This is a genomic window from Microbacterium sp. SLBN-146 (assembly GCF_006715145.1).
Taxonomy (GTDB): Bacteria; Actinomycetota; Actinomycetes; order Actinomycetales; family Microbacteriaceae; genus Microbacterium.
Genome location: NZ_VFMR01000001.1, coordinates 288740 through 312857, shown reverse-complemented (window position 1 = coordinate 312857; position 24118 = coordinate 288740). Strand labels below are relative to the sequence as shown.

At 69.7% G+C, this 24118-nt stretch carries 23 protein-coding genes; 9 read left to right on the top strand and 14 right to left on the bottom strand.

The genetic code is table 11. The features are described from left to right. Positions 1-120 precede the first annotated feature (120 nt). Genes FBY39_RS01220 through FBY39_RS01210 form a run of 3 tightly spaced genes read right to left on the bottom strand, consistent with a single transcriptional unit; the run spans position 121 to position 2488 of the window. Entirely contained in the window at positions 121-1155 is a 1035-nt protein-coding gene (locus FBY39_RS01220; protein WP_141929861.1) for an alanine racemase, read from the bottom strand. After that, positions 1152-1820 carry an alanine racemase C-terminal domain-containing protein gene (locus FBY39_RS01215; RefSeq protein ID WP_141929860.1) on the bottom strand — a complete coding sequence of 223 codons (669 nt, stop codon included), beginning with the start codon at positions 1818-1820 and terminating at the stop codon, positions 1152-1154. The genes FBY39_RS01220 and FBY39_RS01215 overlap by 4 nt, the downstream gene beginning before the upstream one ends. Then, a complete protein-coding gene (locus FBY39_RS01210; RefSeq protein ID WP_141929859.1) occupies positions 1817-2488 on the bottom strand; it encodes an alpha/beta hydrolase in 672 nt (223 codons plus the stop codon). The genes FBY39_RS01215 and FBY39_RS01210 overlap by 4 nt, the downstream gene beginning before the upstream one ends. 40 nt (positions 2489-2528) lie before the next feature. Between FBY39_RS01210 and FBY39_RS01205 the strand changes: the two genes are divergently transcribed. Beyond that, positions 2529-3116 (top strand): NUDIX hydrolase family protein, encoded by a 588-nt coding sequence (locus FBY39_RS01205; protein WP_141929858.1) that lies wholly within the window; start codon positions 2529-2531, stop codon positions 3114-3116. 233 nt (positions 3117-3349) lie between these two features. Then, a complete protein-coding gene (locus FBY39_RS01200) occupies positions 3350-4681 on the top strand; it encodes a cell division initiation protein (protein WP_141929857.1) in 1332 nt (443 codons plus the stop codon). On the opposite strand, the gene FBY39_RS01195 is transcribed toward FBY39_RS01200, so the two are convergent. The 3 genes from FBY39_RS01195 to FBY39_RS01185 form a co-directional block, all read right to left on the bottom strand. Then, a complete protein-coding gene (locus FBY39_RS01195; protein ID WP_141929856.1) occupies positions 4678-5742 on the bottom strand; it encodes a low specificity L-threonine aldolase in 1065 nt (354 codons plus the stop codon). The genes FBY39_RS01200 and FBY39_RS01195 overlap by 4 nt on opposite strands. Positions 5743-5866: 124 nt before the next feature. Beyond that, entirely contained in the window at positions 5867-6538 is a 672-nt protein-coding gene (locus FBY39_RS01190) for an SDR family oxidoreductase (protein WP_141929855.1), read from the bottom strand. Further along, positions 6525-7964, bottom strand: a complete 1440-nt coding sequence (locus FBY39_RS01185; protein WP_396652235.1) for a DUF6421 family protein — start codon at positions 7962-7964, stop codon at positions 6525-6527. Before FBY39_RS01185 ends, FBY39_RS01190 begins: the two co-directional genes overlap by 14 nt. Positions 7965-8113: 149 nt before the next feature. Between FBY39_RS01185 and FBY39_RS01180 the strand changes: the two genes are divergently transcribed. Next, a complete protein-coding gene (locus FBY39_RS01180; protein ID WP_186336910.1) occupies positions 8114-8596 on the top strand; it encodes an Lrp/AsnC family transcriptional regulator in 483 nt (160 codons plus the stop codon). Positions 8597-8631: 35 nt separating this feature from the next. Further along, entirely contained in the window at positions 8632-9573 is a 942-nt protein-coding gene (locus FBY39_RS01175) for a diacylglycerol kinase family protein (RefSeq protein ID WP_260837385.1), read from the top strand. A gap of 141 nt (positions 9574-9714) precedes the next feature. On the opposite strand, the gene FBY39_RS01170 is transcribed toward FBY39_RS01175, so the two are convergent. The 4 genes from FBY39_RS01170 to FBY39_RS01155 all read right to left on the bottom strand — a co-directional run bounded on the left by FBY39_RS01170 (position 9715) and on the right by FBY39_RS01155 (position 14930). Then, complete coding sequence (locus FBY39_RS01170; protein WP_141929853.1) at positions 9715-11214, bottom strand: CoA-acylating methylmalonate-semialdehyde dehydrogenase; 1500 nt, start codon at positions 11212-11214, stop codon at positions 9715-9717. 173 nt (positions 11215-11387) lie between these two features. Continuing rightward, complete coding sequence (locus FBY39_RS01165; RefSeq protein WP_141929852.1) at positions 11388-12404, bottom strand: TIGR03842 family LLM class F420-dependent oxidoreductase; 1017 nt, start codon at positions 12402-12404, stop codon at positions 11388-11390. A gap of 38 nt (positions 12405-12442) precedes the next feature. Next, entirely contained in the window at positions 12443-13906 is a 1464-nt protein-coding gene (gene hydA, locus FBY39_RS01160) for a dihydropyrimidinase (protein WP_141929851.1), read from the bottom strand. A gap of 175 nt (positions 13907-14081) precedes the next feature. After that, positions 14082-14930 carry a nitrilase-related carbon-nitrogen hydrolase gene (locus tag FBY39_RS01155; protein ID WP_141929850.1) on the bottom strand — a complete coding sequence of 283 codons (849 nt, stop codon included), beginning with the start codon at positions 14928-14930 and terminating at the stop codon, positions 14082-14084. A 141-nt stretch (positions 14931-15071) separates the two neighbouring features. Here FBY39_RS01155 and FBY39_RS01150 point away from each other — a divergent pair, with 141 nt between their 5' ends. From FBY39_RS01150 to FBY39_RS01135, 4 genes are all read left to right on the top strand, one after another. Continuing rightward, positions 15072-16292 carry a sensor histidine kinase gene (locus tag FBY39_RS01150; protein ID WP_141929849.1) on the top strand — a complete coding sequence of 407 codons (1221 nt, stop codon included), beginning with the start codon at positions 15072-15074 and terminating at the stop codon, positions 16290-16292. Continuing rightward, a complete protein-coding gene (locus FBY39_RS01145; protein WP_141929848.1) occupies positions 16289-16927 on the top strand; it encodes a response regulator transcription factor in 639 nt (212 codons plus the stop codon). The genes FBY39_RS01150 and FBY39_RS01145 overlap by 4 nt, the downstream gene beginning before the upstream one ends. A gap of 165 nt (positions 16928-17092) precedes the next feature. Then, complete coding sequence (locus tag FBY39_RS01140; protein ID WP_141929847.1) at positions 17093-17890, top strand: ABC transporter ATP-binding protein; 798 nt, start codon at positions 17093-17095, stop codon at positions 17888-17890. Further along, positions 17887-19356: an ABC transporter permease gene (locus FBY39_RS01135; protein ID WP_141929846.1), complete on the top strand. Its 1470-nt coding sequence runs from the start codon at positions 17887-17889 to the stop codon at positions 19354-19356. Before FBY39_RS01140 ends, FBY39_RS01135 begins: the two co-directional genes overlap by 4 nt. A 6-nt stretch (positions 19357-19362) precedes the next feature. On the opposite strand, the gene FBY39_RS01130 is transcribed toward FBY39_RS01135, so the two are convergent. From FBY39_RS01130 to FBY39_RS01115, 4 genes are all read right to left on the bottom strand, one after another. Further along, positions 19363-19869: a hypothetical protein gene (locus tag FBY39_RS01130; protein WP_141929845.1), complete on the bottom strand. Its 507-nt coding sequence runs from the start codon at positions 19867-19869 to the stop codon at positions 19363-19365. A 251-nt stretch (positions 19870-20120) separates the two neighbouring features. Further along, complete coding sequence (locus FBY39_RS01125) at positions 20121-20609, bottom strand: SprT-like domain-containing protein (protein WP_141929844.1); 489 nt, start codon at positions 20607-20609, stop codon at positions 20121-20123. 30 nt (positions 20610-20639) lie between these two features. Next, complete coding sequence (locus tag FBY39_RS01120) at positions 20640-21167, bottom strand: hypothetical protein (protein WP_141929843.1); 528 nt, start codon at positions 21165-21167, stop codon at positions 20640-20642. Between the two features lie 90 nt (positions 21168-21257). Continuing rightward, the gene (locus FBY39_RS01115; RefSeq protein ID WP_141929842.1) at positions 21258-22118 is read right to left on the bottom strand and encodes a spermidine synthase; all 861 of its coding nucleotides are present in this window, start codon (positions 22116-22118) and stop codon (positions 21258-21260) included. Positions 22119-22349: 231 nt separating this feature from the next. Here FBY39_RS01115 and FBY39_RS01110 point away from each other — a divergent pair, with 231 nt between their 5' ends. Continuing rightward, on the top strand, positions 22350-24020 hold the full coding sequence (locus tag FBY39_RS01110; protein WP_141929841.1) for an ABC transporter substrate-binding protein: 1671 nt from the start codon (positions 22350-22352) through the stop codon (positions 24018-24020). The last annotated feature ends 98 nt before the right edge of the window (positions 24021-24118 follow it).

The following is a 24118-nucleotide window of genomic DNA, read 5'->3' as shown; positions in this document are numbered from 1 at the left end:
TCGAGGGGATCGACGAGGAACGGCGCGATTACTGCGCGGTCGCGTCGATGATCTCCAACGGACTTCCTCACACTCGGGACAAGGCCGTCGGAAACGATACCCCGACTGCCGTGCGAGGGTCTACCCCGAGTGCTCGCGGGGAATGAGGGGCGAGAGCCGCACGAGGATCTCTTCTCCGACCGTGTCGATCGCCTCGCCGAGCGTCGTCGCGCTGGATTCGCCCCGCGAGCCGGCGCCGAACACCACGACGTCGTCGCCGATGGCGGCTCCCGTCCATCCCTCGACGGTGCTCGTCGTGAGGTCGATGGCCCGCAGGCGACCTGCGCCGGCCGGCGTGCCGACGTCCACTCGTCCCGCGAGTGTCGACGGCAGCCCGTCGAGCGATCCGATCCCGATCCGCACCTCCGTATCGCCCACCTCCACGACGGGCGCGAGAAGCGTCGCGGCGGGCGCGATGCCGGCGAGGTCGGCGCCGTCCGCCGAACGGACGCCGTAGACGAACGCGCCGAAACGCACGACGTCGTGGCGGAACTCCGACCGCGCGAACCCCGCGGCGCTCGCCGCGAGGTGCCGCACGTCGGGGCGGAGACCCGCGGCGCGCGCCGCGTCGACCGCCTGTTCGAAGAGGGCGCGTGCGAGGTCGTCGTCGGCGTCGCTCGCTTCGGCGAGGTGGCTCCAGATCCCTGTCACGACGACGTCGCCGGCCCGCTCGTGCACGGCGGCGCGGGCGACGAACGCGTCCCAGTCCTCCGGGCGGACGCCGTTGCGGTGAAGCCCCGTGTCGATCTTGAGGTGGATCCGGATGCCGCGACCGGCCGACTCCGCCGCGACCGCTTCGAGTACCCCGGCGTCTCCGACGCCCAGCTCGATGCCCGCCTCGACGGCCGCCGAGGCGTCGCCCGGCTCGGGCGTCGCCCACGCGAAGATGCGGGCGTCGGGCGCGGCCGCGCGCACGGCGCGCCCCGTCGCGACGTCGAACGACCCGAACCATCCGATGCCGACGGATGCCGCGGTCCGCACGATCGCATCGACCCCGTGCCCGTACGCGTCGTCCTTCACGACCACCATCACCTGCGCAGGCTCGATGCGCGCGCGGAGCGTCGCGAGGTTGTCGCGGACCCGCGCGAGGTCGACCCGCACGCGCGGCCCGGTCACGCCGCGACCTCGCGGTGCGCGCGCAGTCCGATGGCGCAGACGAGCTCGGCGGCATCGAGCCCCGTCGCTGCGACCCACGAGCGCACGGCATCCTTCGCGGCGCCGTCTCCGCCGAACAGCACGACCTCGTCACCGGATGCCACGGCCGCAGCCCCGATGTCGACGACGAAGACGTCCATCGCGACGCGACCGACGACGGGGTGGAGGTCGCCCGCGATCTCGACGGAGACCCGGTTGCCGAGCGCCCGCAGGACGCCCTGCCCGTAGCCGCCCGACACGAGCGCGATGCGGGTGTCCTCCGTCGCGCGGTGCGTGTAGCCGTACGAGACCCCCTCGCCCCGCCGCAGCGTCTTGAGCGAGAGGACGCGCGACCGGGCCGTCATGACGGGGTCTCCCGGCGCTCCGGACGGACCGGGGAGGCCGAACAGGTGCCGTCCGTCGACCGTGGCCGCGGCATCCGTCATCTCGACACCCGCCTCGACCGCGGCGCTGTGGTCGCGCTCGTCGACGATGACGCCGCCGACAGCGCAGTCCGCCAGCACCGGAAGGGCGAAGCGGATGCCGTGACCCCAGGCATCCCGCCGCAGGTCGACGACCGCTCCCGCGACGCCCGCCGCGCGCGCGTTGGCGACGAGGGCCGACGGGGAGAGCTGGGCGTGGATCATCCGGATGCCTCGTCGAGGCGCTTCGCGAGGAACATGCGGATGTCCTCTACTTCTTCCTCAGAGACGCTGTGCGTCAGTCCGGCGTAGACGCGCCCGCTCAGTTCGACGTGCTCGGGGAGCCACTGCGTCGTGTGGGTGACGAGGACCGCGGGGATGACGTCGTCGTGGGTGCCGCGCCCCCAGAACACGGGGGGCCGTCGTTCGGCGAGCTCGGCGTCCCGAGGAAGCGGGCCGGGAGTGACGTAGCCGCTCAGGGCGACGGCGAAGGCGAATCGATCGGGGTGAAGGCGCATCGCCTGGAGCGCGACGGCCGCACCCTGGGAGAAGCCGAGGAGGCCGACGGGCGTCTGATCGCTCGACGCGTCGATCCACTCGGACAGCCGCGATGCCGCCTCGGTGACGCGGCGAGGGTCGCGCCCGTCGAGTCCCTCGATCGGGTACCAGGAGTGTCCCGGCGTGGGGAACGGAGGGTCGAGGGGTGCCCGGACGGCGGCGAAGACGAACTCCTGCGGCAAGTATCGAGCGAGCCCGAAGAGGTCGTTCTCGTCTGCGCCGTAGCCGTGCAGCAGCACGAGGAGCGGTCGGCCGGCGCGCTCGTCCGGGGGCGCCGACCACCGGACGAAGGTCGGATCGATCGGCGGCGTCTCGGGTCCCGGGAACTGAGCCATGCGCCCATCTTTCCAGGGGAGCGTGAGGTATACAGGACACATGTCTGTTCGCACGCCCGATCCCGAGCCCACCGGTGACGAGCCGTTCGGTCCGCCGGGCGGCAGTGCATCGAACCCCGCGTGGCTGAGCGAGGTCGAGCTGGAAGAGACTCGGCGTCGGCTTCCCATGCTCTACGTCGAGGGCGTCCCGGTGCGTGTCGACGGGATGGGACAGGTCATACAGGTCGGCATCCTGCTCCGCGCCACCCCCGTCGGCGAGATGACGCGCACGATCGTGTCCGGACGCGTCCGCTACGGCGAGACAGTGCGCGACGCCCTTTTCCGTCACCTCGAGAACGACCTCGGGCCCATGGCCTTCCCGCTCCTGCCGACGCAGCCGACGCCCTTCACTGTCGCCGAGTACTTTCCGCTCCCCGGTGTGACGGCGTTCCACGACGATCGGCAGCACGCCGTCTCACTCGCGTTCGTCGTGCCCGTCACCGGCACGTGCGAGCCGCGTCAGGACGCTCTCGAAGTCACGTGGCTGACGCCGGAAGAGGCCGCGTCCGACGCTGTCGCCGCCGAGATGGAAGGTGGCCGGGGCACGCTGATCCGGCTCGCCCTGGCGAGCGTCGGCGCTCTCCGCTGACCCCTCTGCGCGCGCTCCGAGGCACTCCCTCGGCAGCGGGGGACGATGCCCCTTCACCCCGGGTGCGTCGGGCCGGTATCCTCTAGTCACCCGAAGCGCATCTCCCGACGTTCCGTGCGCCCGGCACCACGCTCCTCCCTTGTTCTCGTCGCGCTGGGGCGCGCCGAGGAACGTTGCGGATGCGCGCGCGCCGGCGCACCCGTGGGGGGATCTCCCCTGAAAGCAGATCGAGCATGTCCGATTCGGCGACGCCGTTCGAAGAACTCCTGGCCACCGCAGGCTCTGCCGCGCCCGGCACCGCATTCGCCCTGGTCTTCCGCGGCTACGACAGGGTCGAGGTCGACAACGCCTTCCGCCACCTGACGGGAAAGCTCCGCACGCAGGCGCAGCAGATCGCGCTGCTCGACGAGCACCTCGATCGCGCCGACGACGCGAACGCCGAGCGCGCGGAGCGGATCGACCGGCTCGAAGCCGAGCTCGCGGCCCACCGACGCCGCGCCGACGAGGCCGAACGGCGCGCCGCCGATCTCGAGAAGCGGGTCCAGTCCGCCGTCATGGCGACGGATGCCGCGGAGCAGATCGCCCGACTGGAGGCCGAGCTCTCGGCGACGCAGGCGCGACTCGTCGACGCCGACAACCGCCTCGACGCGCTCGCGGAAGAACTCGCGACGGCGACGGACGAGACCCCCGGGCGACACCGCTTCGACGAAGTGCTCCGCGTCGCGGAGGAGCAGGCGAGCGTGCTGCTGCGGAACGCGAGCGTCCAGGGCGAACGGCTGCTCGCCGCGGCATCCGAGGAGATCCTCGCGCGGCGCCGTGAGACGCAGGCCGACGCCGAGGCGATCCTGTCGCAGGCCCAGCACGATGCGCAGCAGATCCGGCTGCGGATCGACACGGAACTGACGGCGCACGCGGCCCGCCTCGAACGCGAGCTCGCACACGCCGAGGAGAAGATCGCCCAGGCCGAGCAGGAGGCGGCCGCGATCCGTTCGGAGGCCGAGAAGGGTGCGGCAGCACTGCGGTCGCTCGTCGCTCGCGAGACGTCGCAGTTGCGCGCCGAAGCCGAAGAGGCGGTGCGCGAGCTGCGGCTGCGTGCGATCGAGTTCGAAGAGTCGTTGACGCGGAGGCAGGACGACGCGCGGCAGGAGTTCCTCGCCCTCCACAACCAAGCCGTCGCGCACGCCGATCGCATCACGCAGGATGCCAACGACCAGGTCGCCCACTCGCTCGAGCACGCCAAGCGGGTGTCGGCGAAGGCGGAGGACTTCGAGCGCCTCATGCGCGCGCAGGCCCATCAGATCGAAGCGGATGCACAGCTGCGCGCCCGCGAGCGCCTCGACCGCGCGAAGGACAAGGCGCAGAGCATCATCGACACCGTCGTGACCCACTCGCAGGCCGTGCTGCGCGATGCGGAGGACCGCACCCGCCAGCTGCGGTGGCAGCAGCAGCAGCTCACGAGCTTCATGGCCGAGGTGCGGGAGCTCATCCGTCCCGAGCCCCTCGCCGACTACTCTCCGGAGACCGTCTCTTCGTCCGAGGATGAGGACGACGAGGGCGCCGCCTAGGACGTTTCGCGCGCGAGGGCCGCGATGAAGGCGTCGACGTCGGTCTCGCTCGTGTCGAACGAGCACATCCAGCGCACCTCGTTCTTCGCGGCATCCCAGTCGTAGAAGCGGAACGACTCCCGCAGCCGATCCGCGACACCGTCCGGCAGCGTCGCGAAGACGCCGTTCGCCTGTGTCGGCTGTGTGAACGCGACGCCCGAGATGGAGCCGTCGGCGATGCCCGCCTCGACCCCGGCGCGCAAACGCTGCGCCATCGCGTTGGAGTGCGACGCATTGCGCAGCCACAGGTCCGACTCGAGGAGCGCGATGAGCTGGGCCGACACGAAGCGCATCTTCGACGACAGCTGCATGTCGAGCTTGCGGAGGTACGTGAGGCCCGTCGCGGCATCCGGATTCAACACGACGATCGCCTCACCGAGCATCGCCCCGTTCTTGGTCCCGCCGAAGCTCAGGACGTCGACGCCCACATCGCGCGTGAAAGCGCGGAAGGGCAGGTCGAGGGCGGCTGCGGCGTTCGAGATGCGCGCGCCGTCGAGGTGCACTCGCATCCCGAGGCCGTGGGCGTGGTCGGCGATCGCGCGGAGCTCGTCCGGCGTGTAGAGGGTGCCGAGCTCGGTCGACTGCGTGACCGACACGACGAGCGGCTGGGCGCGGTGCTCGTCGCCCCAGCCCCACGCCTCCCGGTCGATGAGCTCGGGCGTGAGCTTGCCGTCGTCGGTCGGCACCGTGAGCAGCTTGATGCCCCCCACGCGCTCAGGCGCTCCGCCTTCGTCGACGTTGATGTGCGCCGTTCCCGCGGCGATGACGGCGCCCCAGCGCGGGAGCATCGACTGCAGCCCGACGACGTTCGCACCCGTGCCGTTGAAGACGGGGAAGGCCTCGACACCCTCGCCGAAGTGCTGCTGGAAGACCTCCTGCAGGCGGTGCGTGTAGACGTCGTCGCCGTACGCGACCTGATGCCCGTCGTTCGCCGCGGCGATGGCGGCGAGCACTTCGGGGTGGATGCCGGAGTAGTTGTCCGACGCGAAACCGCGCACGGTCGGGTCATGCAGAGTCGTCACGGGGGTCCAATCTAGCTCGGTCTGGTCGGTCGGCCGTTCAGAATTCAGTCTGCGTGCGGCCCCCGAACCGGCGGGCTGCACGGCCGGGGCCTTCCCCGCATGCGCGCAGACTGAATTCTGAACGTCAGAGCTCGATGACCTGGTCGTTGATGTCGGTGGCGGGGGTGTCCCAGAGTCCGACGAGCGCGTCGGCGAGCCGTCCTTCGAGCCCGGCGAGGGACTTCACGCGGAAGATGACGGATGCCGCGGCGAGCGGTGCTGCGGCATCCCGAGCCGCCTTCGCGAAGCCCTGCGCGACCGCGCGCGCCCAGGCCTCGCTCGCGGCCTTGACGGCGGCGTAGTTCGCGCCGCCGGCGAGGGGCCGCGCGACGGCGGTCGAGGACACGATCGCGAGGCGTCCCGCGTCCGATGCGCGCAGGTCGGCGTCGAACGCGCGGGACACGTGCCGAAGCGCCGTCAGCGACCCGAGAAGGAAGGTGAAATCGTCGTCGGACTGACCCGCCAGCCCGCCGCCCCCGCGCCATCCGCCGACGAGGTGGAGCACGCCGTCGACCGGTCCGTGGGTTTCGTGCACGCGCGTCCCGAGCGCCGCGACGGCGGTCTCGTCGCCGAGGTCGCAGACCTCGACGGACGCTCCGCTCTCGACGAGCGGTGCGAGCCTGTCGACGTCTCGTCCGACCGCGACGACGCGTGCTCCCGCCGATACGAGGGCACGCGTCGCGGCGAGGCCGCTCGTGCTCGTCGCCCCCGCGACGAGCACGAGCTTCCCCGCGACCCCGTGCTCAGGCGTCGGCATCGCCGCGGATCCCGACCGTCGACTCGATGACAGGACGCATCTTCTTCTCGAGCGCCTCGAAGAACATCGACAGGGGGAACTCGTCGTCCATCACGGCATCCGTGTATCCCTTGGGTGCGCCCGCAAGGATCTCATCGGGAAGCCCGCGGGCCCACCGCGACGCGGGGTTCGGCGTGACGGTCTGCCGCACGAGGTCGTAGGCGGCGAGCCAGTGCGCCGTCTTCGGACGATCGATCGAGCGCCAGTAGAGGTCGTCGATCGCTTCGCCGAGCTCGACGACGGCCGCCGGCACGCGGTCCCAGTCGAAGGCGAGAGCCGTATCGGTCCAGTGCAGGACGCCCCGCTGGTGGAGCCACGCGAACAGCAGCTGCCCGCCGAGTCCGTCGTAGTTGCGCACCCGCGACCCCGTGATGGCGAAGCGGAAGATGCGGTCGAAGATGACGGCGTACTGGACGAGAACGGCGTGCTCGAGGGTCTCCTGCTCGATCTCGTCGAGCGTCTCGCCCGACTCGATACGCCCGCGCAGCCGCGCCGTGATCGCGACGCACTCGCGGAACGCCGTGAGGTCGCAGCGCAGCTCCTCGAGCGAGTACAGGAAGTACGGCATCCGCTGCTTGATCATGAACGGATCGAACGGAAGGTCACCGCGCATGTGGGTGCGGTCGTGGATGATGTCCCACATCACGAACGTCTTCTCGGCAAGCTCCTGATCGTCGAGAAGACGCTCGGCATCGGCGGGAAGGTCGAGCTTCGTGATCTCGGATGCCGCACGGCTGACGCGCCGGTAGCGGGCGGCCTCGCGGTCCTGGAAGATCGCACCCCACGTGAACGTGGGGATCGCGCGCATCGCGACCGTCTCGGGGAAGAGCACCGCCGAGTTCGTGTCGTAGCCGGGGGTGAAGTCGACGAGGCGGAGCGAGACGAAGAGCTTGTTGCCGTAGTCGCCCGCCTCGAGACGGGCGATGAACTCGGGCCAGATCGCCTGCACGATGAGAGCTTCGACGAACCTGTTCGACGAGCCGTTCTGCGTGTACATCGGGAAGACGACGAGATGACGGATGCCGTCGACCCGGTGCTCCTGCGGCTGGAACGTGACGAGCGAGTCGTAGAAGTCGGGGACGCCGAAGTCCTCGTCCGCCCAGCGCTCGAAGTCGTGGGCGCTCGCCGCGAGGTACTCGGCGTCGTGCGGGAACCACGGGGTCAGCGCGCGGATCGACTCGACGATGGCACGCACGTGGTCGCGCGCGTCGGGGTGGTCGCCGGGCTCGGGGATCGAGCCGTCCTTCGCCTGCATCCCCTGGAGGGCGATCGCGGCATCCTTCAGGCGGAGCCACTCCGGCGTGTGCTCGACGCCCGTCGCGCGTCCGTCCTCGACGACCTCGGGTTCGCCGACGATGGGCTGCGCGACAGGGTGCGTTCGGCTCATGGACATGGTGACCGCCGATCGTGGGGTTGGCCGCTGGCGTGCAGCGGGCGAATGAGGTGGTGAACTCCACTCGATCGTCAATCCTAACGGAATGTTTACGGCCAATGCGCCCAATTGCCGTGAATTCTCCGGCTGATACGATCGGCGACATGACCTCGACCGACGAGCGCGCAGCCGTACCGCGCCTGGACGACGAGACGGATGCCGCCATCGTGCGCGAGATCTCGGTCGACGCGCGCGCGACACTCGCCCAGCTCTCCGAGCGTGTCGGACTGTCGTCGTCGGCCGTGCAGGCTCGGCTCCGCCGCCTCGAGACCCGCGGTGTGATCGAGGGGTACCGGGCGCTTTTCAACGCCGAAGCACTCGGCAAGCCCCTCGCCGCTTTCATCGAGATCACACCGCTCGACCCGGGGCAGCCCGACAACGCGCCCGAGATGCTCGCGCACCTCTCGGCGATCGAGGCGTGCCACTCGGTCGCGGGGGATGCCGCGTACATGCTGTTCGTGCGCGTCCCGACGCCCCGCGACCTCGAGGATCTCATCCGCGAAGTGCGGGCCGCGGCATCCGTCAACACCCGCACGACGATCGTCCTTCAGACCTTCTTCGAGAATCGGCCGATCGAGCCGGCGTGAGACGTTCCGCCTCGGACGGGGCGTAGCCTCGGGGGATGCAGACCCGCACCCCGCAGCCCGGAGCCGGCGTGCTGATCGTGCGCAACTCCGCATCAGGCACCTCTGTCGTGAGGTTCGACCCGGCACCTGTCATCGCCGAGCGCCTTCCCGGTGCGACGTTCCGCGAGCTGTCCGACGGCGAGGACTTCGCGACCGTCATCGCCGACGCCATGGCGGGCGACGCCCCCGACGTCCTCGGGATCTACGGCGGCGACGGCTCCGTCGCTCGGATGATCGAGCTCGCGCGGAAGTACGACAGGCCGCTCCTCGTGCTTCCCGGCGGCACCTTCAACCACTTCGCGCGGGCGGCGGGACTCGATGACGTGGATGCCGGCATCGACGCGTTCGAGCGCGGCCGGACGGTACGCGTCGGCCTCATCGAGGCGTCCGTCGACGAGGGCGAGCCCGTCACCGCCATCAATGCCGTCTCGCTCGGGACGTATCCCGAGTTCCTCGACGAGCGCGAGGGCCGGAACGCGCGGCTCGGCAAGTGGCTCGGGGGAGTCGTCGCCGCGTGGCGGACGATGCGGACGGCGGAGCCCCTGACGATCGTGCGGGACGGGCGTCGCGCCCGAGTGTGGTCGGTGTTCATCGGGATCGGGGAACACGACCCCGATCAGGTCGCGACGATGCAGCGCGGCGAGCTCGAGACGGGGATGCTCGACGTCCGCATCCACCACGCACGAGGATCGCGTCTGCGCGCCGTCGCGGCGCTCGCGTTCGGACGGAAGACGATCGCCGTGCTGCGGGCAGTTCGGCTCATGCCTTCACGCGCCGACGTCGAGCGGATGCTGGTGCCGTCGATCGACCTCATCGTGCGCCCCGACGCGGGGCATCCGTCGGTCTTCGTCCACGATGGCGAACTCGAGGAGCTGACGGGTCCGGAGTTCGCGCTCCGCTGCACCGCCGTCCCCGGCGCCGTCGCCGTCTTCGCCTGACGCGCGCGTCCGGTGCCCTCGCGCCGAGACCGATGCGCGCCGAGACCAGGGGTTCCGCCGACCCAGGGTGGTGTGCGACCCGGTTTCGGCGGGATCCCCGGTCTCGACGACGGATGCCGCGGCCGACGACCGCGTGCGGGATCAGTCGTGCTGGGGGAAGCCCAGGTTCAGACCCCCGTGCGAGGGGTCGAGCCAGCGGGAGGTCACGGCCTTCTCGGCGGTGTAGAAGTCGAAGCCGTGCGGGCCGTAGGCCTTCGCGTCGCCGAAGAGCGAGGCCTTCCAGCCGCCGAACGAGTGGTACGCGACCGGCACGGGAATCGGAACGTTGATGCCGATCATGCCCACCGTCACTTCGTGCTGGAAGCGTCGGGCGGCACCGCCGTCGTTCGTGAAGATCGCCGTGCCGTTGCCGTAGCGGCTCGCGTTGATGATCTCGAGTCCCTCTTCGTAGCCCTCGACGCGCACGATCGACAGGACGGGTCCGAAGATCTCGTCGGTGTAGACGGTCGACGACGTCGGCACCTTGTCGATGAGCGTCGGGCCGAGCCAGAATCCGTTCGGGTCGCCGTCGATCTCGATACCGCGACCGTCGACGACGACGGTCGCCCCATCGGATGCCGCGACGTCGATGTACGACGCGACCTTGTCGCGGTGCACCTTCGTGATGAGCGGACCCATGTCGCATCCGCGGGTCCCATCGCCCGTTCGGAGCGTCGCCATGCGCTCTGACACCTTCGCGACGAGGGCGTCGGCGACGGAGTCGACCGCGAGCACGACCGAGACGGCCATGCAGCGCTCTCCGGCGGAGCCGAAACCGGCGTTGACGGCGGCGTCGCCGGCGAGGTCGAGATCGGCGTCGGGGAGCACGAGCATGTGGTTCTTCGCTCCGCCGAGCGCCTGCACGCGCTTGCCGTGGCTCGTCGCCGTCTCGTAGACGTACTTCGCGATCGGCGTCGAGCCGACGAACGAGATCGCCGCGACGTCGGGGTGCGAGAGCAGCGCGTCGACCGATTCCTTGTCGCCGTGGACGACGTTGAACACGCCGTCGGGGAGCCCCGCCTCGGAGAACAGCTCAGCCATCCAGTTGGCCGCCGTCGGGTCCTTCTCGCTCGGCTTCAGGACGACGGCGTTCCCCGCCGCGATCGCGATGGAGAAGAACCACAGCGGCACCATGGCCGGGAAGTTGAAGGGGCTGATGATCCCGACGACGCCGACCGGCTGGCGGAGGGAGTACACGTCGATGCCCGTCGAGACGTTCTCGGAGTAGGCGCCCTTCGTCAGGTGCCCGACGCCGCACGCGAACTCGACGACCTCCATGCCGCGCGCGATCTCGCCGAGTGCGTCCGAGATGACCTTGCCGTGCTCGGCGGTCAGGATCGCGGCGAGGTCGTCCTTGCGTGCGTTGAGCAGCTCGCGGAACGCGAACATGACCTGCTGGCGCTTGGCGATCGAGGCGTTCCGCCACGACGAGGCCGCGTCGACGGCGACCGCGACGGCGTCGGAGACATCGGATGCCGTCGCGAGCCGCACCTGCTTCTGCACCGTTCCGAGCGCGGGGTTGTACACATCGCCCGTGCGGGTCGAGGTGCCCGCCCACGCGGAACCTCCCACGTAGTGATCCAGGATCGCGGTCTCGGTCATGGGGTTCCTTCCTCGGTGGTGCGCCTTCGTGGGGCGCGACGACATCGGCGCTGCCATCGCCATGCTAGATCGGCAGCCCGCGCCGTGGTGGGGCGTCGTGCGGACGGTTCGCCCGGAACATCCGCTCGTCCGCACGGAACGCTCAGCGCGAGGAATCCTCCCGAAGCATCCCCCTACGACTTCGCCGTGATGTGGGCGGAGAGGGCCGGGATGACGGTCTCGCCGTAGACGCGGAGCGTCTCCTCTTTGTTGTCGTGCTGGAGGTAGCCGGCGAACTGCGTGACCCCGAGATCCTTCAGGCGCCTGAGCTTCTCGATGTGCTCGTCGGCGGTTCCGAGGATGCAGAAGCGGTCGACGATCTCGTCGGGCACGAAATCGACGTGGTCGTTGCCCGACCTGCCGTGCGAGTTGTAGTCGTACCCGGTGCGCCCTTCGATGTAGTCGGTGAGCGCGTCGGGAACCGCGCCGTGGTGTCCGTACTTCGCAACGATGTCGGCGACGTGGTTGCCGACCATCCCGCCGAACCAGCGGCATTGCTCGCGCATGTGCGCGATGTCGTCTCCGATGTACATCGGCGCGGCGACGCAGATCGCGAGGGCGTCGGGGTCTCGCCCGGCCGCAGCCGCGGCATCCTTGACCGTCCGGATCATCCACTCGGCGATGTCGAGGTCGGCCAGCTGCAGGATGAACCCGTCTCCCACCTGTCCCGTGAGAGCGAGCGCCATCGGACCGTACGCGGCGACCCACACGTCGAGCGTCGACCCACGGCTCCACGGGAACTGGAGCGTCGCGCCCTTGTACTCGACGGCACGCGAGTTGGCGAGCTCGCGGATGACGTGGATCGACTCGCGCAGTTCCTTCATCGTCGTGGGGGTGCCGTTGGTGACGCGGACGGCGGAGTCGCCGCGGCCGATGCCGCAGATCGTGCGGTTGCCGTACATCTCGTTGAGGGTCGCGAAGACGGATGCCGTCACGGTCCAGTCCCGCGTCGCGGGGTTCGTCACGAACGGACCGACGATGACGCGCTTCGTCTGGGCGAGGATGGCCGAGTGGATGACGTAGGGCTCCTCCCACAGCAGGTGGGAGTCGAAGGTCCACACGTGACTGAATCCGTGCGCCTCCGCCAGCGCAGCCAGTTGCACGGTACGCGCGGCGGGCGGATTGGTCTGCAGGACGACGCCGAAGTCCATGGGTCGCTCCTCTCGGTCGATGGCGGTGTGAGGGGGTCTCACGTGAGGTACTGGGACAGGCCGCGTCGCACGTAGCGACCGTGACCCTTCGTCCCGAGGTACGCGCCGCCGTCGACGATGACGGTCCCGCGTGAGATCACCGTGTCGACGTGCCCGTCGATCTCGAAGCCCTCCCAGGCGGAGTGGTCCATGTTCATGTGGTGCGTGCGCCCCGTCGGGTTGCCCGCCTCGTCGACCGGCATCCCGATGGACGTGTGACCGTGGGGGTCGTAGATGACGATGTCGCCGTCTGCACCCGGCTGGATGACACCCTTCCGGCCGTACATCCCGAACATGCGCGCGGGCGTGGTGGACGTGAGCTCGACCCAGCGCTCGAGCGTCAGCTTGCCTGTCACGACGCCCTGGTACATGAGATCCATGCGGTGTTCGACCGACCCGATCCCGTTGGGGATCTTCCGGAAGTCGCCGAGCCCGAGCTCCTTCTGGTCCTTCATGCAGAACGGACAGTGGTCGGTCGAGACCATCTGGAGGTCGTTCGTCCGCAGCGCCTGCCACATGTGGTCCTGGTGCCCCTCCTCGCGGGAGCGCAGGGGCGTCGAGCAGACCCACTTGGCGCCTTCGAACGCGCCCCACTTCTCGCTCGACGCGCCGAGCTGCTCCTCGAGCGAGAGGTAGAGGTATTGCGGGCACGTCTCGCCGAAGACGTTCTGGCCGTTGTCCCGTGCCCACGCGAGCTGCTGCACGGCTTGTTTGGCACTGACGTGGACGACGTACAGCGGCGCGCCGGTGAGGTGGGCGAGCATGATCGCGCGGTGGGTCGCCTCCTCCTCCATCTGCCACGCCCGGGCGATCCCGTGGAAGTACGGATCGGTCTTCCGCTGCTCGATGAGCTGGGCGGCGAGCACGTCGATCGCGGGGCCGTTCTCGGCATGCATCATCGTCAGGAGGCCCGTGTCGCGCGACACCTGCATCGCGCGGAGGATCTGCGCGTCATCCGAGTAGAAGACACCCGGATAGGCCATGAAGAGCTTGAAGCTCGTGATGCCCTCGTCGACGAGCGTCGGCATGACGGCGAGCGAGTCGTCGTCGATGCCCCCGATGATCTGGTGGAAGCCGTAGTCGATCGCGCAGTTGCCCGCCGCGAGGTCGTGCCACCTCGCGAGGCCGTCCATGACCTTCGTGCCCGCCGTCTGCACGGCGAAGTCGACGATCGTCGTCGTGCCGCCCCACGCGGCGGCGCGCGTTCCGGTCTCGAACGTGTCGGAGGCGGAGGTTCCGCCGAACGGCAGCTGCATGTGCGTGTGCGCGTCGATCCCCCCGGGGATGACGTACTTGCCGGTCGCGTCGATGACGGTGTCGACGGATGCCGCGAGGTCGCCGCCGAGCAACTCTGACCCGGGGGCGAGCACCGCGACGATCGTCTCGCCGTCGATCAGCACGTCGGCGTCGACGCGCCCCGTGGCCGAGACGACAGTGCCCCCGGTGATGAGTGTCTTCGTCATGGTCGATCCTTCCCTCGGCAGTGCTCGTGTTGTGGCATCCGCCGCCTCGATCCGCGAGACTGCATCTCGCGGCCGAGACTGCGGCCGCGGGATGCAGGCTCGGCCGGGTGGTGCAGTCTCGCGGGCACGCGGGCGGCGACGTGGACGGGCGCGGGTGACGTGGATGCCACGGGGGTCACGGCGCGACGATGTCTCCGTAGGTGTCGGGCCGGCGATCCCGGTAGAACTGCCAGTCGTCGCGCATCTGTTGGACCATGTCCATGTCGAGGTCGCGGACGAGGAGCTCCTCGTGCTCGCCGGACCCGAGCGCGCCGACGAAGTTGCCCCGCGGATCGATCACCTGGCTCGTGCCGTAGAAGTTCACCGCCTCATCGCCGTACTCGTTGTCCTCGAGACCGACGCGGTTGGGCTGCAGCACGAAGTAGCCGTTCGCGACGGCGGCGCACGGACCCTCGACCTCCCAGAGGCGGTTCGACAGGCCGGGCTTGGTCGCATTGGGGTTGAACACGATGTGCGCCCCGCGCAGGCCGTATTCGCGCCATCCCTCGGGGAAGTGCCGGTCGTAGCAGATGTACGTTCCGATCTTGCCGACGGCGGTCTCGAAGACGGGATAGCCGAGGTTCCCCGGGCGGAAGTAGAACTTCTCCCAGAACTTCTCCACGTGCGGAAGGTGGATCTTGCGGTACTTGCCGAGGATCGACCCGTCGGCATCCACGACGACGGTCGTGTTGTAGTACACGCCCGTCTGGTCCTCCTCGTAGATCGGAAGGATCGTCACGACGCCGAGCTCCTTCGCGATCGACGCGAAGCGCTGCACGATGGGTCCGTCTGCGGGCTCGGCGTAGCGGTAGTACTTCTTGTCCTGCGTGATGCCGAAGTAGGGGCCGTAGAAGAGCTCCTGGAAGCACATCACCTGAGCGCCGTCCGCCGCGGCATCCCGGAGGAAGGTCTCATGGCGGTCGAGCATCGACTCCTTGTCGCCCGTCCAGGTCGTCTGCGAGATCGCTGCACGTACCGTTGTCATGTGTCGTCCCCCTGCGTCGCCGTTCGCCCGTGTCGCGACAGTAAGGCCTCACGTCGCCTGCCGCAATGGTCGACGGGAGGATCCGCGCGGATACATCTCCAGACGGATGATGCGCGAAGTCCGCTCGCGTAACGTGAGGGCGTGTTCCGCCGCCTGACGACTGCCCGGCTCGTCGTCGATGTCTCCATCGGCGTCGTCTTCTTCCTCGTCGCGGCTCCGCTCGAGGTGGCGACGACGGGCGTCACCGGTCTCCCAGCGCGTTTCGGTCCGGGGCTCGAGACCGGGCTCGCGGTCGCGATCGCCCTCCTGTTCTCGGCGGCGCTCGCGATCCGCCGCCTCTCGCCGGGTCTCGCGCTCGGCGCGGCATGGGTGGGGGCGATCATACAGATGGCGCTCGGGCGTCCGCCGAGCTTCGCCGACTTCGCGATCTTCGGCGTGCTGTACGTGACGGCCGCCTACGGGACGCGCCTCGTGTACTGGGCAGGACTCGCGTCGGCGACCCTCGGGGCCGTCGTCATCACGGTGTACCTGCTGGTCGGCCCCGTCTTCGCGGCGGGAGGCCTGTCGTGGCAGACGCTCCCGATTGCGCTCGTCATGCTCGTCGCCGCAGCGTTCGCGCTGGGGCTCTCCTGGACGACCGGCGCCCTCGTGCGGACCGCCGTGAGGGCGCGCGAGAACAAGCGTGCGCAAGAGCGTGCCGAAGCCGAGGCGATCGCCGAGCAGGAGCGCGTGCGGATCGCGCGCGACATGCACGATGTCGTCGCCCACTCGCTCGCCGTCATCGTCGCGCAGGCGGACGGCGCGCGCTACGCGCTCGCGGCAGGCGCGACGGATGCCGCGGCGACGGGCTCCGCGGCATCCGATTCGTCCGTCGCGACCGAGGCTCTGGGGACGATCTCGTCGACGGCCCGCTCGGCCCTCTCCGATGTCCGGCTCCTCCTCACACAATTGCGACACAGCCAGGGCGACGGCCCCCAGCCAACCCTCGCCGACCTCGAACAGCTCTACGCGCAGGTGCGCGCGGCGGGGGTCGCGCTCGCCGTCGACGTCGACCCCGCGCCCCCGGGCGTCCCGCCCGCCGCCGTGCAGCTCGCGGTCTACCGGATCCTGCAGGAAGCCCTGACCAACGCTCTGCGCCACAAGGGTGAGGGTGGGGTGCGCGTGCGGCTCGCGTGGCATCCCGACCGGGTTCTCCTCGACGTCCGCAACGCGGTCGGGTCGACCCCCGCGGGTGGGTCGGGACATGGACTCGTGGGGATGTCCGAGCGCGCCAAGCTCATCGGTGGCACGCTCGATGCGGGGGTCTCCGGAGACGAGTTCGTCGTGAGCGCGGCCCTTCCCATCGGAGGTGGTCCGCGATGATCCGCGTCGTGCTGGTGGATGACCAGGCGCTGTTCCGCGCCGGCATCCGGATGCTCGTCGGGTCGCAGCCCGATCTCGAGGTCGTGGGCGAAGCCGCCGACGGGCGCGAGGCGATCGACGTCGTCCGGGCGACGAACCCCGACGTCGTGCTCATGGACATCCGGATGCCGGTGATGGACGGCCTGACGGCGACGGCCGAGCTTCTCGGCGACCCCGCGCCGCCCCGCATCGTCATGCTCACGACGTTCGATCTCGACGAGGCCGCGGCCCGCGCGATTCGCCAGGGCGCGAGCGGGTTCCTTCTGAAGGACGCCGATCCCGAGTTCCTCCTCGCCGCGATCCGCACCGTCCACGCGGGGTCGGCGGTCATCGCGGCCTCCGCGACGCGGGAGCTCTTCGCCCAGGCGGCGGGTGCCGCGGCCCGGCCCGTGCCTCCGTCCTACGGCGACCTCACGGAGCGCGAGAAGGAGATCTTCGCGCTCGCTGCGCGCGGATTGTCGAACTCCGAGATCGCGGCGCGCGAGTACCTCTCCGAGGCGACCGTCAAGACGCACATCAGCCGCATCCTGACGAAGCTCGCGCTCCGCGACCGCGTGCAGCTCGTCGTCTTCGCGTTCGACCACGGCCTCGTCTGAGCGCCACCCGCTCACTTGTCTCAAAGGGCGACTGCTCCTGCGACTTTCTCGCCCTTTGAGACAAGTGAACGACGGAAACGAGCGCAGCGGATCATCCTCGAGATGTAGGCGGATGCGTCGCGGGGCCGACGCGGCGCAGCATCCCTCGTTCGTAGCGTCGAAGGCATGGAACTCTCCTCTTCAGATCTCGGGCTCGCGGCCCGCGTCCAGCAACTCACGAAGACCTACGGATCGGGTGCCAACACGGTGCGTGCGCTCGACGAGGTCAGCGTCGGCATCCGCCGTGGCGAGTTCACGGCGATCATGGGTCCGTCGGGCTCCGGCAAGTCGACGCTCATGCACGTCATGGCGGGCCTCGATGCCCCCACCGCCGGCCGTGCGTGGATCGGTGACACCGACATCACGGGCCTGTCCGACCTCGAGCTCACGATCCTGCGCCGCCGTCGCGTCGGCTTCGTCTTCCAGGCGTTCAACCTCGTGCCGACACTCGATGCCCGCGCGAACATCATGCTGCCGTTCGACCTCGACGGACGCCGGCCGTCGGCGATCGAGCGGGCGCGCATCGACGGCCTCGTCGAGACGCTCGGCCTGACGGCGCGCCTCTCCCATCGCCCGCACGAGCTGTCGGGCGGACAGCAGCAGCGCGTCGCGATCGCGCGCGCCCTCGCGACGGCTCCCGACCTCGTGTTCGCCGACGAGCCCACGGGAAACCTCGACTCCCGCAGCGGACGCGACGTGCTGCGCCTCCTCGCCGATGCGAGCGCGCAGCACGGGCAGTCCATCGCGATGGTCACGCACGACCCCGTCGCGGCGAGCCACGCCGACCGCGTGATCTTCCTCGGCGACGGACGCATCGTCGCCGACAAGCCACGCCAGAGCGCCGAGGAGATCGCGGCCTACATGCTCGCAGCGGAGCTCGGCGCAGGACACGGCGCCGAGCAGGGTGCGGGGGTGTCGGCATGACCGCGACAGTCGTCGAGCGGATGCCGCGCGCCAGCGCCGCACCCACGTCGAGCCGCTCGCTGGGGTGGCTCCGCGAGCGCGGCATGGGCGCGAGCATCCTCGTCTCGGCGATCTCGACGGCCTTCGGCGTGCTCCTCCTCACCGCGACCGCCTACATCGGTGCGATGCTCTCGGCCGACCCGTACATCGGCGAGAGTGACACGCTCGCTTTCGTCGTGGCGCTCCTCTCCGCCCTGCTCCTGGGTGTCGCGATCTACGTCGCGGCGATCGTGACGGCCAACACCTTCGCGACGGTCGTCGCCGGCCGCACGCGACGCATCGCACTCCTGCGGCTCATCGGGGCGTCGGCGCGCTCACAGCGTGTGCAGATCGCCCGCCAGGGACTCGTCGTCGGACTCCTCGGCGCGGGAATCGGGCTCGTTGCTGGGCTTGCGCTGGCTGCCGGGGGCGTCTGGCTCGCTGGCTCGCTGCTGGGCTTGGAGGACCTGGAGTTCTCGGTCCTGCGCCCCGAGCTCGTGGTGCCCGCGGTGATCGTCGCGCTCACGACGTGGGTCTCGGCGTGGGCGGGGTCCCGCCGTGTGCTGTCCGTCACGCCTCTCCAGGCGCTCGGGGGCGCCGTCGAGAAGACCCACGAGACGATCGCCGCGCGCTCGGGCCGGAACGTCACCGCCGCGGTGCTCCTGATCCTCGGAGCCGTGCTCCTCGGACTCGGGATCGCGGCGGGACTCGTCACACCGCTCGGGGTCATCGTGGCCTTCGCCGGTGGCATCCTCTCGTTCACAGGACTTTCGCTCGGCGCGACACTCATCATGCCGCCCGTCCTGCGGCTCGTCGGGCGCGGATTCGGACACTCCGCGACGGCCCGCCTCGCGGCGGAGAACGCGCTGCGGTATCCCGAGCGCTCCAGCCGGATGGCGATCGGCGTCGTCATGGGCGTCACCCTCGTGACGATGTTCGCCGTCGCTCTCGAGTCGACGAAGTCGGTCGTGGCGGCATCCGGCGGCGGTGAGATCGACAGCGAGTTCGCCGCGGTCATGGACTCGTTCGCCGGGATCATGATGGGCCTCGTCGCAGTGTCGGCCGTCATCGCCGCAGTTGGACTGGTGAACCTTCTGACGATCGGCGTCGTGCAGCGCAAGCGTGAACTGGGGCTGCTGCGGGCGCTCGGGGTGTCGAACGCCCAGGTGCGACGCATGGTGCTCCTCGAAGCGGCGCACATCACGATCGCCTCGACGATCACGGGCCTCGTCCTCGGCATCGTCTACGGCTGGGCGGGAGCGCAGTCGCTGCTGGGCTCGGTGCCCGTACCGCCGCTGTGGCTCACGCCGACGTTCGTGCCGCCGGCGATCCCGGTGTGGCCGGTCGTCGCCATCGTGGTGGCGACAGCGGTGCTGACGCTCGTCGCGGCGGTCACCCCGACGCGTCTCGCGACGCGCGTGGCTCCCGTCGAGGCGCTCGCCGAGTAGGGCGAGTCAGTCGTCGGATGCCGGCGGATCGTGCGCCCACGACGGGGCGAGGGCGCGGATCCGGGCTGCCCGCCACTGCCATGTGGCCCACAGGACGGGCCACAGGGCGGCGGCGGTCGGTCCGCCGATCACGAGGCGGTCGCGCCACAGAGTGCGGTCGGGGTGCCCCGGGACCGGTGAGATCGCCATCTGGTGGTCCCACACGTCGAGGGTCGCGAGCGGACCCGTCAGCGGGATGCCGCTGTCGCGGAAGATCCGCACCCGACCCGCTGGCTCGTCGACGAAACGTTCGCTCATGTGCATGAGCTGCGTTCCCGCGGGGAAGATCCCGAGGGCGGTGAGGGAGACGGGAACGTCATCTCCGGGCTCCCACGCCGTGGGGAGACCGTCCGGAATCATCGGCTCCATGCCGAGCAGCGGGCCGTAGAGCTCGCCGACGGCCCGGGGGGAGTGGACGGCGCGCCACGCGGCATCCGGATCGCAGTCGATCTCGAACTTCAGCAGGATGCGCATGCTCCAGTGTCGCACCCGCGGCGGCGCGCGGAGGGGACGTGGATTCACTTGTCTCAAGTGGTGGGGTGCGGCGAGCGGAGGTCGCCTTTTGCGACAAGTGAGCGGATGGCGGCGGGCGCGGCTTCGTTCACTTGTCTCAAGTGGTGAGGTGCGGCGAGCGGAGGTCGCCTTTTGCGACAAGTGAGCGGATGCCGGAGGGTTTCGTGCGCGCCAGGGGTGGGCGCGGATGGTGGCGGCAGCGAAGGGAACACTCAGCGCGGCGTCATCGCCGAGAGGCGCGTGGCGGGCGTGATGACGCGGCGCGTCCAAGTGAAGGTGAAGCGCTCGTCGAACCGGGGCGCGCACAATGCGCACGAGGTCGCCCGGGTCGGCCGACGGTGGCGGTAGGCCGTATGCGCCGCCGCGCAGACGCCCACCCACGGTGCGAGTTCGGTCGCTGTCTCGCCATGGTGGGTCGTGCCGCCGACGTAGCCGAGTTCGCGGGCGATGCTCCGCCACCGGGCTCCGTGTCCTGCGCCCGGCCCCGCCAGCGCGTGCGCGACTTCGTGCAGCAGCGTCTGATGGTTGTCATCGTCGTCGTAGCGGGCGGCGAGGTATCTCGAAACCGAGATGCGCTTGCGGGTGTAGTCGCACAGACCCGCGCGGCGCTTGGCGTTGTCGAAGGCGAAGCTCCACGACGGGTCGAGGTGGGTGGTGATGAGCGCTTCTGCCCAGATGCGCACGCTCTGCAGTTCCGACATGACAGCGAGACTAGAACAGAGTTACGACACTCAGACGGCGAGAGACCGTGCGGCGCGTCGTCTGTCGACGGCATCGATCGCGAGCAGCGTCGATTCGAGCGCGTCTTCCGTCGCCCCCGCCTCCTGGCGGAGGAAGAGCGTGCGCTTGAAGTCCGCGCGTGCCGCGTCGAGGTCGCCGGCTTCGAAGTGCGCCTTGCCGCGGTGCTGGTAGGCGAACGCGGCGATCCCCGACCATCCCTGACCCTCCGCCTCGTCGGCGCACATCGTCAGCTCCTGCTCGGCGGCGGCATAGGCGCCGCGGAAGTGCAGCACGGTCGCGTGCAAGATGCGCGCACGCAAGAGGTCCTTTCGCGTGCCGGCCATGCGGGCGACGCGCACCGACTGCTCCGAAAGCACGAGCGAGTCGTCGAGGCGACCGAGGACCTTCAGCAGCCACACGCGCTCGAGAAGCGCCGGAAGACTCCGCTGCTCACCGATCTCGTCGAGGCGCTCGCGGCACTCGGCGACGTCGATGACCTCGCGCAGGGTCTCGGGGTCGAATCCCTTGATGTAGCTCACGACGACACTCCTCCCGCTGCGCTCGATGCCTCTGACAGTCTCACCCGCGAGGGCCTCGGTCCCGGCATCGGCACGCCGCGTTGGTCTCGCTCAGCGATCGAAGATGGATGCCGCGGGCTTCGGTGACGCGGTGGAGTCGGCATCCGTCGCGATGCGAGCGCCGCGCGCGAACTCCTCGATCTCGGCGCCTTCCGCGACCTTCGCGGGGTGCGGGCCGGCGGCCATGAGCCGTGGAAGCCACTCGGTCGGCAAGGGGGCACGGGATGCCGCGACGACGAGGTTCCCGAAGCGCCGGCCCTTGAGCGTCTGCACCTCGGCGAGGACGATGACGTGGTCGAACACCTCGCGCACGGTCGCGACCTGCCGGCGGGCGAAGTGCAGGCCCGACCCGTCGGCGACGTTGATGAGCAGGACCCCGTCGGGGGCGAGGAGCTCGGCGGCTTCGCGGTAGAACTCGAGCGTCGTCAGGTGCGCAGGGGTCTGCGCGCCCGAGTAGACGTCGGAGACGACGAGGTCGGCCGCTCCGACGAGGCCGCGGGGGAGTCGGGCGAGTCCGATGCGCGCGTCCCCCAGGCGGACGCGAATCGACGCGCTCCGAGGGAGGGGGAGGTGATCCCGCACGAGATCCCACAGCGCAGGCTCCAGTTCGATGACCTGCTGTCGCGATCCGGGCCTCGTGGCCTCGATGTAGCGGGGGATCGTGAGAGCCCCGGCGCCCAGGTGCACGGCGGTGAGGGGCTGTCCCGGCATCCGGAGTCGATCGATCACCGCTCCCATGCGCGCGATGTACTCGAAGTGGAGATGCGTCGGATCGTCGAGATCGACGTGCGATTGGGGTGTGCCGTCGACGTCGAGCTCGAATCCGCCCGTGATGCGCGATGCCACGATGCGGGCGAACGTCCCGTCCGACAGTCGCGCGTGCGGCGGTTCCTCGTACGTCGCGCGGGCCATCGTCCCACCGTATCGGGCTGCGACCCTCGAACGCGGGTTGACATTCTGTAACCCGTCAACCATCCAGGATGCGCAATATGTCCTAGGCGTCAGGGATTCTTCGTGCCGAAACATAATTGATACTTCTGTGCAATGGTCCTGAACGCCGGTCGCGGGTAGGTTCGGGGGAATCACATCCCACGGGTCGACAACCCAGATCGGCCCGAATCCCGTATGGAAGGTGCACAGCACATGCTCCACACTTCGAGAAGGCGCCGCCTGTTCGCCGGCGCCGCGACGATCGCCATCGGCGCTCTCGTCCTCACCGCCTGCGCGAGCCAGCGCGAAGACGGCGGCGACTCCGCCGAGCCGAGCGACGTCGACTCGACGTTCGTCTTCGGTGCGTCGGCCGACCTGTCCAGCCTCGACCCCGCGTTCGCGAACGACGGCGAGACGTTCCGCGTCGCCCGCCAGATGTTCGAGGGCCTCGTCGGCACCGAGCCGGGCACGGCTGACCCCGCCCCGCTCCTCGCCGAGAGCTGGGACCAGTCCGAAGACGGTCTGTCCTACACCTTCCAGCTCAAGGAAGGCGTCACGTTCCACGACGGCACCGACTTCAACGCCGAAGCGGTGTGCTTCAACTTCGACCGCCAGAACAACTTCACCGGCGTCGCCCAGTCCGAGAGCCTCTCGTACTACTGGGGCAAGCTCATGCGCGGCTACGCCGACACGGGCACCTCGATCTACGGCGGTTGCGAAGCGAACGGCGACTACGAGGCGACGATCACCCTGACGGAGCCGTTCGCCGGTTTCATCCCCGCCCTCTCCCTGCCGTCCTTCTCCATCCAGAGCCCCACGGCTCTCGAGGAGTACGCGGCCGATGAGGTCGGCGGCACGAGCGAGGCACCGACCCTCAGCGAGTACGCGCAGGGCCACCCCACGGGTACGGGTCCCTTCAAGTTCGACTCGTGGTCGCCGGGTGAGTCGTCGACGCTCAGCGCCTACGAGGACTACTGGGGCGAGCAGGGTGACGTCCAGGAGATCATCTTCCAGGTGATCGGCGACACGACCGCTCGTCGCCAGGCTCTCGAGTCGGGATCGATCGACGGCTACGACCTCGCCGCCCCCGCCGACCTCGGCGCGCTCGAGGAGGCCGGCTTCACGCTCGTCAACCGCGATCCGTTCAACGTCCTGTACCTGGCGATGAACCAGGCCCAGCCGTCGCTGGCCGACATCAAGGTGCGCCAGGCGATCGCCCACGCGATCGACAAGGAGCAGCTCGTCACGCAGGTCCTGCCCGAGGGCACCGAGATCGCTTCGCAGTTCATGCCGCCGAGCGTCATCGGCTGGAACGACTCGGTCACGGAGTACGAGTACGACCCCGAGGCCGCGACGGCTCTTCTCGCCGAGGCGGGATACACCGACGCCAACCCGCTGTCGATCACGTTCAATTACCCCGTGAACGTCTCGCGTCCGTACATGCCGAACCCCGAGCAGATCTACACCAACCTCTCGAGCCAGCTCGAAGCGGTCGGGATCCAGCTCACGCCGGTGTCCAACGAGTGGGGCGAGTACCTCGACCTCATGCAGGGCAGCAGCGACCACGGCATCCACCTGCTCGGCTGGACCGGCGACTACAACGACCCCGACAACTTCGTGGGCACGTTCTTCGGCGCACCCAGCAACGAGTGGGGCTTCGACAACCCCGAGCTCTTCTCGACGCTGACGACCGCTCGCGGTCTGGCGACGGCCGAGGAGCAGGAGGCTGCGTACCTCGACGCCAACGCTCAGATCATGGAGTTCCTCCCGGGCATCCCGCTCGCGCACCCCGTTCCGACGCTCGCGTTCAACGAGCGCGTGACGTCGTACCCCGCGAGCCCCGTCCAGGACGAGGTCTACAACATGGTGGAACTCAGCGAGTAATCCGCTGAGGACGGATGCCGCGACCTGGCCGCGAGGCCGGGCCGCGGCATCCGTCACCACTGTCAGACCCCGCTGACGCACCCACCCGGAGAACCATC